This window comes from Aliiroseovarius sp., assembly GCF_965228805.1.
Classification (GTDB): domain Bacteria; phylum Pseudomonadota; class Alphaproteobacteria; order Rhodobacterales; family Rhodobacteraceae; genus JASBTN01.
Genome location: NZ_CBDDIE010000003.1, coordinates 3,269,217 through 3,282,857 on the forward strand (window position 1 = coordinate 3,269,217; position 13,641 = coordinate 3,282,857).

Annotated in this window: 15 protein-coding genes; 11 read left to right on the top strand and 4 right to left on the bottom strand. The window is 62.7% G+C overall.

What is annotated here, in order from left to right:
- Positions 1-81 precede the first annotated feature (81 nt).
- From guaA to ACO07D_RS17190, 3 genes are read left to right on the top strand one after another with little or no spacing between them, the layout of a single operon-like run.
- Entirely contained in the window at positions 82-1,644 is a 1,563-nt protein-coding gene (gene guaA / locus ACO07D_RS17180; RefSeq protein ID WP_421704153.1) for a glutamine-hydrolyzing GMP synthase, read from the top strand.
- A gap of 55 nt (positions 1,645-1,699) precedes the next feature.
- Positions 1,700-2,623: a glycosyltransferase family 8 protein gene (locus tag ACO07D_RS17185; RefSeq protein WP_421704154.1), complete on the top strand. Its 924-nt coding sequence runs from the start codon at positions 1,700-1,702 to the stop codon at positions 2,621-2,623.
- 1 nt (position 2,624) lies between these two features.
- The gene (locus ACO07D_RS17190; protein ID WP_421704155.1) at positions 2,625-2,903 is read left to right on the top strand and encodes a putative quinol monooxygenase; all 279 of its coding nucleotides are present in this window, start codon (positions 2,625-2,627) and stop codon (positions 2,901-2,903) included.
- A 63-nt stretch (positions 2,904-2,966) separates the two neighbouring features.
- On the opposite strand, the gene ACO07D_RS17195 is transcribed toward ACO07D_RS17190, so the two are convergent.
- Positions 2,967-4,583: an AMP-binding protein gene (locus ACO07D_RS17195; RefSeq protein WP_421704156.1), complete on the bottom strand. Its 1,617-nt coding sequence runs from the start codon at positions 4,581-4,583 to the stop codon at positions 2,967-2,969.
- A gap of 113 nt (positions 4,584-4,696) precedes the next feature.
- On the opposite strand from ACO07D_RS17195, the gene ACO07D_RS17200 reads away from it, so the two are divergent.
- From ACO07D_RS17200 to ACO07D_RS17215, 4 genes are all read left to right on the top strand, one after another.
- Positions 4,697-5,584 (top strand): DMT family transporter, encoded by an 888-nt coding sequence (locus ACO07D_RS17200; RefSeq protein WP_421704157.1) that lies wholly within the window; start codon positions 4,697-4,699, stop codon positions 5,582-5,584.
- Between the two features lie 126 nt (positions 5,585-5,710).
- On the top strand, positions 5,711-6,802 hold the full coding sequence (locus tag ACO07D_RS17205; RefSeq protein ID WP_421704158.1) for an OmpP1/FadL family transporter: 1,092 nt from the start codon (positions 5,711-5,713) through the stop codon (positions 6,800-6,802).
- A gap of 104 nt (positions 6,803-6,906) precedes the next feature.
- The gene (locus ACO07D_RS17210; protein WP_421704159.1) at positions 6,907-7,821 is read left to right on the top strand and encodes a DMT family transporter; all 915 of its coding nucleotides are present in this window, start codon (positions 6,907-6,909) and stop codon (positions 7,819-7,821) included.
- Between the two features lie 31 nt (positions 7,822-7,852).
- Entirely contained in the window at positions 7,853-8,713 is an 861-nt protein-coding gene (locus ACO07D_RS17215; protein WP_421704160.1) for an ATPase, read from the top strand.
- Here ACO07D_RS17215 and ACO07D_RS17220 read toward each other — a convergent pair whose 3' ends face one another.
- The 3 genes from ACO07D_RS17220 to ACO07D_RS17230 are packed head-to-tail and all read right to left on the bottom strand — an operon-like array spanning position 8,714 to position 10,202.
- Positions 8,714-9,061, bottom strand: a complete 348-nt coding sequence (locus ACO07D_RS17220; protein ID WP_421704161.1) for a hypothetical protein — start codon at positions 9,059-9,061, stop codon at positions 8,714-8,716.
- 14 nt (positions 9,062-9,075) lie between these two features.
- Positions 9,076-10,053, bottom strand: a complete 978-nt coding sequence (locus ACO07D_RS17225) for a hypothetical protein (RefSeq protein WP_421704162.1) — start codon at positions 10,051-10,053, stop codon at positions 9,076-9,078.
- Complete coding sequence (locus ACO07D_RS17230) at positions 10,044-10,202, bottom strand: hypothetical protein (RefSeq protein WP_421704163.1); 159 nt, start codon at positions 10,200-10,202, stop codon at positions 10,044-10,046. Before ACO07D_RS17230 ends, ACO07D_RS17225 begins: the two co-directional genes overlap by 10 nt.
- On the opposite strand from ACO07D_RS17230, the gene ACO07D_RS17235 reads away from it, so the two are divergent.
- The 4 genes from ACO07D_RS17235 to ACO07D_RS17250 are packed head-to-tail and all read left to right on the top strand — an operon-like array spanning position 10,201 to position 13,592.
- Complete coding sequence (locus tag ACO07D_RS17235) at positions 10,201-11,139, top strand: homoserine O-succinyltransferase (protein ID WP_421704164.1); 939 nt, start codon at positions 10,201-10,203, stop codon at positions 11,137-11,139. The genes ACO07D_RS17230 and ACO07D_RS17235 overlap by 2 nt on opposite strands.
- Positions 11,139-12,077 carry an alpha/beta fold hydrolase gene (locus ACO07D_RS17240; RefSeq protein WP_421705062.1) on the top strand — a complete coding sequence of 313 codons (939 nt, stop codon included), beginning with the start codon at positions 11,139-11,141 and terminating at the stop codon, positions 12,075-12,077. Before ACO07D_RS17235 ends, ACO07D_RS17240 begins: the two co-directional genes overlap by 1 nt.
- 32 nt (positions 12,078-12,109) lie before the next feature.
- A complete protein-coding gene (gene ppk2 / locus ACO07D_RS17245) occupies positions 12,110-12,979 on the top strand; it encodes a polyphosphate kinase 2 (RefSeq protein ID WP_421704165.1) in 870 nt (289 codons plus the stop codon).
- Positions 12,972-13,592, top strand: a complete 621-nt coding sequence (locus ACO07D_RS17250) for a TetR/AcrR family transcriptional regulator (RefSeq protein ID WP_421704166.1) — start codon at positions 12,972-12,974, stop codon at positions 13,590-13,592. The genes ppk2 and ACO07D_RS17250 overlap by 8 nt, the downstream gene beginning before the upstream one ends.
- The last annotated feature ends 49 nt before the right edge of the window (positions 13,593-13,641 follow it).

Below are 13,641 nucleotides of genomic sequence, written 5' to 3' on the forward strand. Positions count from 1 at the left end.
ACGGCCCACCACATCCGGTCTTGAAGATTTCCGACACAGCGCCGGATTGACCTTGGCCGCCCCCTGCCCTAGACGACCGTCATGACCCAGACATCGCACGACCGCCTTCTCATCATCGACTTCGGCAGCCAGGTCACGCAGCTCATTGCGCGCCGCCTGCGTGAGCTGAATGTCTATTGCGAAATCCACCCCTATCAGAACGTCACCGCCGAGTTCATCCGCGAGATGGGCCCGAAGGCCGTGATCCTGTCGGGCGGGCCCGATTCAGTGACCCGCGAGGGCAGCCCGCGCGCGCCGCAGGAGCTGTTCGACATGGGGCTGCCGATCCTGGGCATCTGCTACGGCCAGCAGGTCATGATGACCCAGCTGGGCGGTAAGGTTGAAAGCGGTCATGGCACCGCCGAATTCGGTCGCGCCTATGTCACGCCGAAGGACGCCAACATCGACCTTCTGCGCGGCTGGTTCCTGGATGGGGACGAGCAGGTCTGGATGTCCCACGGCGACCACGTGTCGGAAATCGCCCCGGGGTTCGAGGTCTATGGCACCTCCCCCAACGCGCCTTTCGCGATCACCGCCGACATGGACCGCCATTTCTATGCGGTGCAGTTCCACCCCGAAGTGCACCACACCCCGAACGGCAAGACGCTTTACGAAAACTTCGTCAAGCTGGCAGGTTTCAAGGGCGACTGGACCATGGGCGCCTATCGCGAGGAGATGATCCGCAAGATCCGCGAGCAGGTCGGCGACAAGAAGGTCATCTGTGCGCTCTCCGGCGGAGTCGACAGCTCGGTCGCCGCGATCCTGATCCACGAGGCCATTGGCGAGCAGCTGACCTGCGTCTTCGTCGACCACGGGCTGTTGCGCAAGAACGAGGCCGAGGAAGTCGTCGGCATGTTTCGCGAACATTACAACCTGCCGCTCATCCACGCCGATGAATCGGAGCTGTTCCTGGGGGAACTCGAAGGCCAGTCGGACCCGGAAACCAAACGCAAGATCATTGGCAAGCTGTTCATCGACGTGTTCCAGAAACACGCCGACACCATCGAGGGCGCCGAGTTCCTGGCCCAGGGCACTCTGTATCCCGACGTGATCGAATCCGTGTCCTTCTCGGGCGGCCCCTCGGTCACCATCAAATCGCACCACAATGTGGGCGGTCTGCCCGAAAAGATGGGGCTGAAGCTGGTCGAACCGCTGCGCGAACTGTTCAAGGACGAGGTCCGCGCCCTGGGCCACGAACTGGGCCTGCCCGCGTCGTTCATCGGTCGCCACCCCTTCCCCGGACCGGGTCTGGCCATTCGCTGCCCCGGCGAGATCACCCGCGAGAAGCTCGAGATCCTGCGCGAGGCCGATGCGGTCTACATCGACCAGATCCGCAAACACGGGCTCTATGACGATATCTGGCAGGCCTTTGTCGCGATCCTGCCGGTGCGCACCGTGGGCGTGATGGGCGACGGGCGCACCTATGACTACGCCTGTGCCCTGCGCGCGGTCACCTCGGTCGATGGCATGACCGCGGATTATTACCCGTTCAGCCACGAGTTCCTGGGCGAAACCGCCACCCGGATCATCAACGAGGTCAAGGGCATCAACCGCTGCACCTATGACATTACCTCGAAGCCCCCGGGCACCATCGAGTGGGAATGACAGGACATTCATCCTGCCCGACACCCCCTGATCCGCTTAAGAGAAAGGCCAGCCCATGACCGAAACATCCGCGACGCCTCACGTCAGCTATGTCTTTGATGGCGGGTTCGCCCTGCCGACCATGGTCTCGGTCTTTTCGCTGCTGCAGCACCGCCCGAAGGATGTCGAGGTCCAGTTCTTTGTTACCGAGGACGTGCCGAAAATGCGCGCCACGGTCGAAAAACTGCAGGCACTGTTTCCCGGGGCCGAGATCAAGACCACAGTGATGACCCTGCCCGACACGCTGTCGCGTGACTTCATAGGCTATCCGGTGGCTGGTTTTGCGCGTCTTCTTTTGCCTGACTATCTGGACAAACGTACAATCTATCTGGACGGCGACACCTGGGTGCGTGACGACATCGGCGAGCTCTATGACCAGAACCTCGATGGCCGCGTTCTGGGAGCCTGCCTAGACGCCGCCTTCCTGAAACTCCTGTGGCGTTCCAAGCGCAACCCCAAACTCAAGCATCGCCGACTGGTCGAAATGCGCGCGGTTGACGCGATTGCCCCCTCCGAGGGGTATTTCAACGCCGGCATGATGGTCGTGGATATCCCAGCCCTGCGTGAACAAGGTCTGATCGAAGATTTCACAAATATCACCCGCGCCACCACGTTCTGGAGCGACAACGGACTGCTCTATCACGACCAGTCCTATCTGAACACGGTGTTCGGCGCCCATACCAAACGGCTCGATCCGCAGTGGAATGCGATCTGGGCGAACCGGTCGGCCAGCCACAAGGCGATTCCGGCCGAGCTGCGAGCCAAGTTTGCCGCCTCACAAGCCGATCCCGCCATCCTGCACATGACCTCCAAGCCGAAGCCCTGGATCAAGCCGGTTTTGCGTGGCGGGCGGTTCGTCTGGGGGCAGAAGTACCGCAAGGTTCTCGCAGAGTTTCGCGAACGCGTCGGTGCCGATGCCTGGGCGCAGCTCTCAACTTGAGATGATCACACTGACCGGATATATCCACGTGCCCGCCGACCGGCTGGAGGCCGTCAGTGCCGCCCTGCCCGCGCATATTGCGCTGACCCGGGCAGAGCCGGGGTGTTTGAGTTTCGAGGTCACGCCGGATCACGCCCAGCCCGGACGGTTCACCGTATCCGAGCGGTTCATCGACCGCGCTGCCTTTGACGCCCATCAGGCCCGCGCGGGCACCTCGCCCTGGGCCGAGGTCACGGCGGGCATTCCCCGACATTACACGATCGAAGAGATCGAGGGGTAACGCCCCAAGAAAGTTCGAGTTTTCTTGGCAGAATTCTTCGAAGAATTTTGGCTGTGCCCCAGTTCAGCCCTTGCGCCGTTTCTTCAGCTCGCGGAAGTCAAACGCCCCGGCAAACGGGTCATCGTCGGCGCCGAAGATCTTGTGTTTCACAACCTTCTGCGTGCCGGTGACCGGCAGCGCGTCCATGAACCGTATCCAGCCGGGCGGTTTGTAATAGGCCATCTGCGCGAAGGCCGCGTCGAAGATCGCCCGTGCGGTGGCCTCATCCGCCGCGGCACCCGGGGCGGGCACGATACAGGCCATGACCTCCTCCTCGCGCACCGGGTCGGGCACGGCGATACAGGCGACATTGACCACGTTCGGGTCGTCGAACAGCACATTCTCGACCTCAGCCGCAGCGATGTTCTCGCCCGCGCGGCGGATTATGTTCTTGGCGCGATCGACAAAGAAGATCATGCCATCCGCGTTCATCGTCACCGTGTCGCCCGTGTGGAACCAGCCACCCGCCCAGACCTCCTCCGTGGCCTCCGGCTTGTTCAGGTAGCCCGAAAAGAACCCCTTGCGCGGGGTCGCTTCGCTGTGGCGGATGATCAGCTGGCCGGGGGTGTCCGGCGCCACATCCTGGTCATCTTGATCCACCACACGGCACTCCAACCCCGCCCGTGGACGACCCATGGCGCGGGTGTCGATCAGGCGCGGCTCCTCCGAGACATGCAGCATGCGGCACATCTCGGTCATGCCCCAGACCTCGATCAGCGGCAGGCCGAAACGCTCCTCGAACACGCCATGCAGCGACGGATCCACCCCGGCACCGAGCCCCATGCGCAGGTTGGCGGTGACCTCGGGGCCGGTGCCCTCTTCGGCCAGCAGCACCGAAATCACCACGCCCAGGTAATGAAACACCGTCGCACCACAATCCTCGATATCGCGCCACCAGGTCCGGGCCGAGAACCGTTCGGGCTGGATCAGAGCATTGCCGCCGAGCATCGCGGCGAAGAAGGTCAGGATGCCCGCGTTTACGTGAAAGGCGGGCAGCGGATTCAGGATGCGCTCCTGCCCCTCGCGCAGCGAGATCATGCCACCAACGCCCGCATAGCTTGCCCCCACCATCAGTTCGTATTCGTGGCTGAGGATGCAGCCCTTGGGTCGGCCGGTGGTGCCCGAGGTATAAAGCAGGCTGGCCTCGTCCGACGGTTCGACCGCCCCCGCGCTGGGCGTCACGCCCTGGGGTGCCAGGGGCAGCCGTTCCAGGAGGTCATCGACCAGCACGAAACGCGGATCGGCCTTGGCGGCCGCGATCCCGTCCCGCATCTGCGTGGCGAAACGGTCCGCAGCAATCGCCAGAACCGCGCCACTGTCCTCCAATAGATAGGACAGCTCACCAGCGGTATAATCCGGATTGACCGGAACGCAGGACATGCCGATGCGCGCGAGCGCCAGCTTGATCATGTAATGTTCAGGGGTTGCGCCAACCAGAACGGCTGCCCGCATACCACGCCCATAGCCTGCGGCGGTCAGCGCCCCGGCCATGGCCTCTGCCGCCTGATCCATCTCAGCGTAGCTGAGTGTGCGGACCGGCGCACCTTTCGTCTCCGGCGCGATGACGAAGGGGGTGTCGGGCCAGCGCCCAACGGCCTCGGCAAAGGCCTGGTCCACGGTTTTGCCGTCGATCTCGATCATTCCATGTCCTCCCGGCGCAGAGTGAACCGCCCCGCCAAGGGATTGGCAAGAGGCAGCGTGACGGGTGACGCAACGACGCTTGCACGGGGCACGGCGTGCGTTAGGGTGGCGCGATGACCCACCCTGCCCGCCTCTCTGCGTCCACGTCGCCGACCGTGACCGCCGCCCTGTGGATGATCGGCGCGATCGCCAGCTTCTCGGCCATGGCCGTGGCGGGTCGCGCGGTCAGTTTCGAGCTGGACACGTTCGAGCTGATGACCTGGCGCAGCCTGGTCGGCATCGTGATTGTTCTGAGTCTGGGCCTTGCCACGGGCAGTCTGCGCCAGGTCACCACCCGCCACATGGGTTGGCATGTCATCCGCAATCTCAGCCATTTCGCCGGTCAGAACCTGTGGTTCCTGGCGGTGACCCTGATCCCGCTTGCCCAGGTCTTTGCGCTGGAGTTCACCTCGCCGCTCTGGGTCGTGGTGCTGGCCCCGCTGATCCTGGGCGAACGCCTGACCGCTGCCCGAGCCCTGGCCGCTGGCATGGGGTTCGTCGGCGTGCTGATCATTGCGCAGCCCTGGGCGGGCACGCTCGGCCCCGGGTTGATCGCCGCGGCGCTGGCCGCCATCGGCTTTGCCGGATCGGCAGTCTTCACCCGCCGCCTGACGCGCACGGAAAGCGTCACCTGCATCCTCTTCTGGTTGACCGTGATGCAGGCCGTCTTCGGCCTTGCCTGCGCGGGATGGGACGGCGAGATCACACTGCCCTCCGCCACCACCGCGCCCTGGCTGGTGCTGATCGGCTGCGCCGGGCTGCTGGCACATTTCTGCATGACCCGTGCCCTGAGCCTTGCCCCGGCCACCGTGGTGATCCCGATCGACTTTACCCGCCTGCCGCTGATTGCAGTCGTTGGTTATCTCGTCTATGGCGAGGCGGTCGGGATGGAAGTTTACCTAGGGGCAAGCATCATCATCGCGGCCAATCTGATTAACCTGCGAAGTGAAACCCGGGCCTGACTGTCTCTTTTGTGCAGCGATTTCAAAGTTCAAGACCCGTGACGCTTGGTAATGTTTGACCCTGATGTCGCAGGCCAAATAGGGTCGGTCCAATCCAGCAGGACTTGCAAGAATTTGGGAGGGACAATGAGCAAGATGAAAACCGGGGCGCTGGCCGCCCTGATGATGGGATCGACCGCACTGACTGCGTCCGCTGCCGGGCTCGACCGTTCCGGTCAGGACGTGACGCTTCTGTTCGAAGAGGGCAATGTGGCCGAGGTGTCGCTGGGCTATGTCGACCCGCACTTGACTGCCGCCGTTGCCGGGATTTCCGATGCAGGTAAAGCTTATGCGCCGCTTTCCTTCGGTTACAAGCACCAGTTTACCGAGAACATCAGCGTGGCGATTCTGTACGACCAGCCTTATGGCGCGGATATCGAATACACCGACGGCCCCTTCTCGGCACTCGGGCCGCTGCCGCTGAACGGTCAGGCCGAAGTGAACACGGACTCCTTCACCATTCTGGGCCGATATGAGTTCGGCAATGGCTTCAGTGTGCACGGCGGTGCGCGCCTGGAACGAATCGAGGGCTATGTTGTCTCCTCGCCGGGCATTCTGGACGTCGAGTCCGACTGGGACGTTGGCGGCGTGATCGGTGTGGCCTATGAAGTGCCGGAAATCGCCCTGCGCGTGGCCCTGACCTATTCGACCGCGATCGACCATGGCGTGACCGGCACCGAGGACGTGGGCTTCGCCAATCTCGGCTCCGGCGGGATTGCACCGCTGGCCGATGCGACCTTTACCATTACAGCGCCGGAGAGCGTGAACTTGGACTTCCAGACGGGCATTGCCGAGAACACGCTTCTGTTCGGCTCGATCCGCTGGGTGCATTGGGATGGATTCAACGTGACTTCGCCCAACTCAGCACCTGAATATGTCGGCTATACCAATGACGACTACACCGTGAATGTGGGTGTCGGCCGCCGGATCAACGACGAGCTGTCTCTGGCCGCCTCAGTGGGCTACGAGCGCCGCAAGTACCAGACCGTTTCGACTCTCGGCCCGACCGATGGCTACTGGAGCCTTGGCCTGGGCGGCAGCTACACCATGGGCGACACCAAATTCTCGGCCGGTGTACGCTATGTTCTGGTCGGCGATGCAATCACCACCACGGGCGGCGTTCCCTTCCGCGGCAACCACGCAACTGCCGTCGGGTTCTCGGTCCAGCAGACCTTCTGACACGACCCGCTGCCACCACCAGAAAGCCCCGCCCGAACCGGCGGGGCTTTTTCTTGCGCAGGTTTCGGGTCGCCCGGGGCCGGGCCTCGCGTTAGACCGAGGGCATGACACAGCAAGACATGAGCGCCCGCGCCTGGGCCGAGCTTTTCCTTCTGGGCCTCATTTGGGGCGGCGTGTTCCTGGCCACACGGGTGGCGCTGGACGAGATCACGGTGCTGCATTCGGTGGCCCATCGGGTTGGCTGGGCGGCAGTGATCCTCTGGGCCTATGTCCTGCTGCGCCGCCTCCCCGTACCTCTGGACGCTCGCACCTGGGCCGCTTTCGCCGTCATGGGGGCTCTGAACAACCTCATCCCGTTCTCGCTCCTGAACTGGAGCCAGCTTTACATCGAAAGCGGCCTTACCTCGATCTTCAACGCCACCACGGCGGTCTTCGGCGTGCTGGTCGCCGCGATCTTCTTTGCCGACGAGCGCCTGACCGCGCGCAAGTCGCTGGGGGTTGGCCTGGGCTTTGCCGGGGTCGTGGTCACCATCGGCATCAGTAACCTGGCCAGCTTCGATCCCCGCTCACTGGCGCAGCTCGCCGCCATTGCCGCTACGCTCTCCTATGCACTGGCCGGGGTCTGGGCGCGCAAACGCCTGGCCCACCTGCCCCCGCAGGTCGCGGCCATGGGCATGCTGACCGCCTCTGCGGCGCTCATCATCCCCGCGGCCTGGTTGATCGAGGGACCGATTCCGCTGGCCTTGAGCGCCCCGACATGGGCCGGGATCGGCTATATGGCCGTGATCGCCACCGCCGGCGCCTATCTGCTTTACTATCGCATCCTGGCAATGGCGGGCTCGGGCAACCTGATGCTGGTCACCCTTCTGATCCCGCCCGTCGCCATCACCCTGGGCACGGGCCTGCGTGGTGAAAACCTGCCCGCCAGCGCTTTCGCCGGGCTTGCCCTTCTGGCCCTGGGGCTGATCGTGCTGGACGGCCGCGTTTTCAAGCTCTTGGGGCGGCGCTCCTCCGCTTGACCCCCCGCGCCCCCGCCCTTACCAAAGGGCCATGAAATACCAGAGCGCAGATGAGTGGCTGAACGCCCCCCGCAAGAAGATCCTGTTCTTCGGCATGTCCGGGCTGGGCAAGACCTACCTGTCCAACATGCTGCGGGCGGACGGGGACTGGTTTCACTATTCGATCGATTACCGCATCGGCACGCGCTACATGGGCGAGCATATCGTCGACAACTTCAAGGCCCACGCAATGCAGGTGCCTTTCCTGCGCGAGTTGCTGATGACGGACTCGATCCATATCGGCTCGAACATCTCGTTCGAGAACCTGACACCGGTCTCGACCTACCTGGGCAAACCGGGGGATGAGGCCAAGGGCGGGCTGCCCATCGCCGAATACCGCCGCCGCCAGGAACAGTTCAAACAGGCCGAGATCCACGCGCTGGAAGACACCGCCCATTTCGCCGAACGGGCCGAACGCATCTATGGCTACCCGCATTTCATCTGCGACAGTGGCGGCTCGATCTGTGAATGGATCGACCCGGAGGCCGGGCTCGATGATCCGCTGTTGAAGGCGCTGTCCGACGAGTGCCTGCTGATCTGGCTCAAGGGCGACGAGGCCCATACCCAGGAGCTGATCCGTCGCTTTGATCGCGCGCCGAAGCCGATGGCCTATCAGCCCGAATTCCTGGCAGCTGCCTGGTCGGAATATCTGCGCGAAAACAAACTTCAGGAAGGCGATGTTAATCCCGACGCCTTCATCCGATGGACCTACGCCCGCGCGCTCGCCCACCGCCAGCCGCTTTACGAAAGCATGGCGCGTTTCGGCATTGCGCTTTGTGCGCACGAAGTCGCGACGGTGAAGAGCCCGGCCGATTTTGATCAACTGGTCGCACGGGCGATCGAGGCGGCGTGATCACAAGGTCAGCTTGAAGAACCTGGTCAGCCAGCCGATCATTCGAGTTGCAGCAGCCAAAGCCTCTGCGACCTCCTTCATCTTCTTGAGGTCTTTGCGGCCTTCCACAATGATTGCCCGCAACCTGTGAACCGCATCTGTCCCCGGCTTTGGTGCTGCGCTGGTCAGTTCGGCCACCTTGGCGGCTTGCATTTGCTGAACACGGGCGAAAATCGCGTTGCGTTCCTGAAGCAATGCCGGTTTCTCACTCGCAGGCGCCTTCTTGTGGGCTTCATCCAAATAGGTCAGGGCCGTGTATCCCTGAAAGAGTACGTCCCAGTAGGTGTCATATCCAACAACGTTGGTCATGGTCTTTCCTCCCCTCAGCTCAGCGCCTTGATGTCTTCCAGAAGTTTTATGATCTCTTCCGGATCGGGATCGTGGCCCAGGGACTCACGCAGAATGTTATGGTACGTCCAGATTGCAGCCAGTCGTGCGCTGTTGCTCTTTGCGTAGCGACTGCGGAAACGGGTCAGCGCAGCATCATATGCTGCGACGCTTCTCACATAGGCTTCGCCGCCACGGGATTTGGCTTCGAGCATGGCCACATGCGCCTTGTCCAACCGGCTTACCTCGCGATCCAACCGATCCAAATTGCGTTCGGAATAGGCGATTAGCTCCCGCAGAACGTCGCGCAGGGGCTCGTGGGCCTCATCGACGAAGCGCCGCATCATGCGCGCGCGTCTTGCCTCGGCCAAGGCGCCCACGACGCCGCCCAACGGGGCAATTTGGTCCGCAGAGATCGCTTCGGGCTCCCCGCGTGCCGCCTTGAAAGCATTGACCGCCTTGACGAACCCTTGTGCATTGGCCGAGATCGAACCCGGCGCCTTGGAGCCCGCCATTGCTTCAAGCGTCGCGACATAGTCGCTCACAACTTTCATGGCCAGCGCCGTGTAGGTTGCAGTTCCGCGATGATCAGGCACCTTGAACCCGGGATTATGCGTGCAGGCGCTGGGATCCGGTAGAATTGCAATCCGGTCTTCCGCCGGCAAGTCAGCCTGCCGGGCGTGCAGTTCCTCTTGCTCGCGCGCTGGCACAGCCCCACCGGCAAGCAACAGACAGGCACGAACAGTCGCGGCGGATGGATAGACCTCGGCGTCGGCATCCGCATAGATGTCACGCGCATATTGATCGCGAGCGGCAGCAGTCTCGCGGGTCACGGCCGCCTCAACGGGTTTTGCAAGTGGCTCCATTGCCGCTTTACGTGCCCCAGAGAGAGCCTTCAGTTCCGATGAGACATCCGGAGTGCTGCACCCCGACACCACCAGACAGGTGGCAATAAGCAATGCATTCAAACGCATTTCATCCCCCCAATAAACTTGTTCTCAATGCCTCCAAGATAACACAGCCCCGCCCTTTCAGCAAAAACGGTTGAAATCTGGACTTTGCCGACCATTTCTGACATCAGGAAATTTCCTTGCAAATCAATGAGAGAAACGGTCAATCCCATGCCCATCAAAGTTCCCGCCAACCTCCCAGCCATCGACGTGCTTGCGGGAGAGGGCGTGATGGTCATGTCCGAGGCCCAGGCGGCGAAACAGGACATCCGCCCGATGCGGATCGCCATCCTGAACCTGATGCCCAAGAAGATCGAGACCGAGACGCAGTTCGCCCGGCTCATCGGCGCGCATCCGTTGCAGATCGAACTCACGCTGCTGCGCCCTTCGGAGCACACGTCGAAGACCACCAGCCAGGCCCATATCGGCGCCTTCTACCAGCCCTGGGAAGAGGTGCGGGACCAGAAGTTCGACGGGCTGATCATCACCGGCGCACCGATCGAGCATCTGGATTTCGATCGGGTCACCTATTGGGAAGAGATCACCCAGATCTTCGACTGGACCCAGACCAATGTGCATTCCACCTTCGGCGTCTGCTGGGGCGGCATGGCGATGATCAACCATTTCCACGGGGTTGAAAAACACATCCTGCCCGCCAAGGCCTTCGGCTGTTTCCCGCAAAAGAATCTGGCCCCGGCCTCGCCCTATCTTCGTGGTTTCTCGGACACTTGCGTGCTGCCCGTCAGCCGCTGGACCGAGATGCGCCAGGATGAGATCGACGCGGCCACGGGCCTGCGCACCCTGCTGGGCTCAGATGAGGTCGGTCCCTGCCTGGTCGAGGATCCGGAGCACCGGGCCCTCTATATCTTCAACCATTTCGAATATGACACGGGCACACTAAAGGGCGAATATGACCGCGACGTTGCGAAAGGCGCACCCATCAACGTGCCGATGAACTACTACCCGGACAACGACCCGACCCGTCCGCCGGAGAACCGCTGGCGCAGCCATGCGCATCTGCTCTACGGGAACTGGATCAGCGAGATGTACCTGACCACGCCCTTCGACATCGAGATGATCGGACAGAGCGTAAAGGACCGCCGCGGGTGATGCTCTGGGCGGCCTCGGCCCTGGCGCTGGCGGCGGGGACCACCCATGTGCTGGCCGCCCGCCGCGAGGCGCGCGCCCGCGACAGCCACCCGCCGACCGGGCAATTCGTGGTGGTAGACGGGCTGCGCATGCATGCGCAGGTCATGGGGGATGGTGATCAGACAGTGGTGTTGATCCACGGTTCATCCGGCAACCTGCGTGACTTCACCCACGGGCTTGCGCCTGTTTTGGCAGACCGTTACCGCGTCATCGTGGTGGACCGGCCCGGGCTGGGCTGGTCCGACGCCGCGCCGGAAAACGAACTGTTGGAGACGCAGGCCCGTCTGATCCAGGCCGTGTCGGCGCATTTCGGTGCCGAGAGACCCATCGTGCTGGGCCAAAGCTATGGCGGTGCGGTAGCACTCTGCTGGGCCACGTTGATGCCGGATCGCCTGTCCGCGGTTGTGCCCGTCTCAGCCGTCACACACCCCTGGGACACCGGGCTTGGGGCTTACTACACGCTCCTGTCCACCACGCTGGGCCAATGGGCCGTGATCCCGATGATCACCGCCTATGTCTCCGAGGCGCGCGTCCATGCGGAGATCGACAAGACCTTTCGCCCACAACCCGCGCCTGAGGGTTATGCCGACCACTTCGGCACAGATTTCACCATCCGCCGCGCGCCCCTGCGTCGCAACGCGCTGCAGCGGCGCCAACTTCTGTGGCAGATCGAGGCGTTGTCGGAACGCTATGACGAGATCGCCGTGCCGATCGAGTTGGTGCATGGCGACGCGGATCCAGTCGTTTCGCACCGCATCCATTCGGAACGGTTGGCCGCCCAACACCCGAAGGCGCGCCTGACCACCCTTCCCGGCATTGGCCACATGCCGCACCATGTCTCGATCCCCGAAGTGGTCGCTGCGGTGGACCGGGCCGCATTGCGCGCGGCTGAAAAATGACCATATTGATAAGGGCATAGCGGAGTATCACCATGACCCTACCCTTTGACGGCGCCATTTCGAAGTTCTTTGCCGAAACCGCGCCGGAAGATGTACGCCGGGGCATCGAGGCTGCTGGCAAGAAAGACGTGATCGACCCCGCCTACCCTTACCGAAGCCGTATGGATCGCGACGAGTATGAGGCGACGATGGAGGCGCTGCAGCTCGAACTTGTCAAGCTGCAGGCGGATGTGAAAGCCTCGGGCAAACGCGTCGTGGTGGTCTTCGAAGGGCGTGATGCCGCCGGTAAGGGCGGCACGATCAAACGCTTTCGCGAGAACTTGAACCCACGTGTGGCCAAGGTCGTGGCCCTGTCGAAACCGACTGAGCGTGAACAGGGCGAATGGTATTTCCAGCGCTATGTTCAACACCTGCCGACAGCGGGCGAAATCACCCTGTTCGACCGCTCCTGGTACAATCGCGGCGTTGTCGAAAAGGTCTTCGGCTTCTGCGAAGATCCCCAGCGCGAGGCCTTCTTTCGCCAGCTTCCCGAGTTCGAGGACATGCTGGTCGACGAGGGCATCCATGTCGTCAAACTCTGGCTGAACGTCGGGCGTGCCGAACAGCTGCGCCGCTTTCTGTCACGTGAAAAAGACCCGCTAAAGCAATGGAAACTCAGCTGGATTGACGTTGAAGGCCTGAACCGATGGGACGCCTATACGGACGCGATTGGCGAGACCTTCGAGCGCACCCATCGCGACCGAACGCCATGGACCGTGGTACGCTCGGACGACAAGCGGCGCGCCCGCATCGCTGCCCTGCGCGCCGTTCTGTCGGGCATAGGCTACGCGGGCCGGGACGAAAATGTGGTCGCAAGCCCCGATGCCTCCATCTGTGGCGGGCCGGACATCTGGAATGCCTAAGAAACGCGGATACCATCACGGCAACCTGCGCGAAGCGCTGGTGGACGCAGCCCTTGCCCTGATCGAAGCAAAGGGCCCGTCCGGTTTCACCCTGTCGGAGGCCGCAAAACAGGCGGGCGTGACCCCGGCCGCCGTCTATCGCCACTTCGCGGGCCGCGAGGACCTGATCGCCGAAGCCGCGCGCCAAGGCTTTGAAATCTTTGCCGATCTTATGGAATTCGCCCATGCCAAGGGCCAACCCTCGGCCCTGGCCAGTTTCGAAAGCGTCGGCCGTGCCTACCTGGCCTTTGCCCGAAAATATCCGGGCCATTACATTTCTATGTTCGAAAGCGGTATATCGCTGAACCGTTCGCCGGAGCTGGCCCAGGTGTCCGGTCGCGCGATGGCGGTACTGGAGCGGGCCGCCGCAGATCTATCAGAGCACATCCCGCCGGAAAAACGCCCGCCCTCGCGGATGGTGGCCGAGCACATCTGGGCGATGAGTCACGGGGTGGTCGAACTCTTCGCCCGCGGCGAACCCGGCACCAAAAGCCCCTTCCCGCCCGAGGATCTGCTGGAAAGTGGCATCGGCGTCTATTTGCGCGGGTTGGGGCTGATCAAACCCGACAGCTGAGGCACGCAAAACTTTTTTGAAAAGTTTTGCCAAGAGTTTTCTGAAAACT

What these genes read in the sequence shown, in the direction of transcription:
- guaA (WP_421704153.1), top strand. Translation starts at nt 82, where the DNA reads ATGACCCAGACATCGCACGACCGCCTTCTCATCATCGACTTCGGCAGC.
- ACO07D_RS17185 (WP_421704154.1), top strand. Translation starts at nt 1,700, where the DNA reads ATGACCGAAACATCCGCGACGCCTCACGTCAGCTATGTCTTTGATGGC.
- ACO07D_RS17190 (WP_421704155.1), top strand. Translation starts at nt 2,625, where the DNA reads ATGATCACACTGACCGGATATATCCACGTGCCCGCCGACCGGCTGGAG.
- ACO07D_RS17195 (WP_421704156.1), bottom strand. Translation starts at nt 4,583, where the DNA reads ATGATCGAGATCGACGGCAAAACCGTGGACCAGGCCTTTGCCGAGGCC.
- ACO07D_RS17200 (WP_421704157.1), top strand. Translation starts at nt 4,697, where the DNA reads ATGACCCACCCTGCCCGCCTCTCTGCGTCCACGTCGCCGACCGTGACC.
- ACO07D_RS17205 (WP_421704158.1), top strand. Translation starts at nt 5,711, where the DNA reads ATGAGCAAGATGAAAACCGGGGCGCTGGCCGCCCTGATGATGGGATCG.
- ACO07D_RS17210 (WP_421704159.1), top strand. Translation starts at nt 6,907, where the DNA reads ATGACACAGCAAGACATGAGCGCCCGCGCCTGGGCCGAGCTTTTCCTT.
- ACO07D_RS17215 (WP_421704160.1), top strand. Translation starts at nt 7,853, where the DNA reads ATGAAATACCAGAGCGCAGATGAGTGGCTGAACGCCCCCCGCAAGAAG.
- ACO07D_RS17220 (WP_421704161.1), bottom strand. Translation starts at nt 9,061, where the DNA reads ATGACCAACGTTGTTGGATATGACACCTACTGGGACGTACTCTTTCAG.
- ACO07D_RS17225 (WP_421704162.1), bottom strand. Translation starts at nt 10,053, where the DNA reads ATGCGTTTGAATGCATTGCTTATTGCCACCTGTCTGGTGGTGTCGGGG.
- ACO07D_RS17235 (WP_421704164.1), top strand. Translation starts at nt 10,201, where the DNA reads ATGCCCATCAAAGTTCCCGCCAACCTCCCAGCCATCGACGTGCTTGCG.
- ACO07D_RS17230 (WP_421704163.1), bottom strand. Translation starts at nt 10,202, where the DNA reads ATGGGATTGACCGTTTCTCTCATTGATTTGCAAGGAAATTTCCTGATG.
- ACO07D_RS17240 (WP_421705062.1), top strand. Translation starts at nt 11,139, where the DNA reads ATGCTCTGGGCGGCCTCGGCCCTGGCGCTGGCGGCGGGGACCACCCAT.
- ppk2 (WP_421704165.1), top strand. Translation starts at nt 12,110, where the DNA reads ATGACCCTACCCTTTGACGGCGCCATTTCGAAGTTCTTTGCCGAAACC.
- ACO07D_RS17250 (WP_421704166.1), top strand. Translation starts at nt 12,972, where the DNA reads ATGCCTAAGAAACGCGGATACCATCACGGCAACCTGCGCGAAGCGCTG.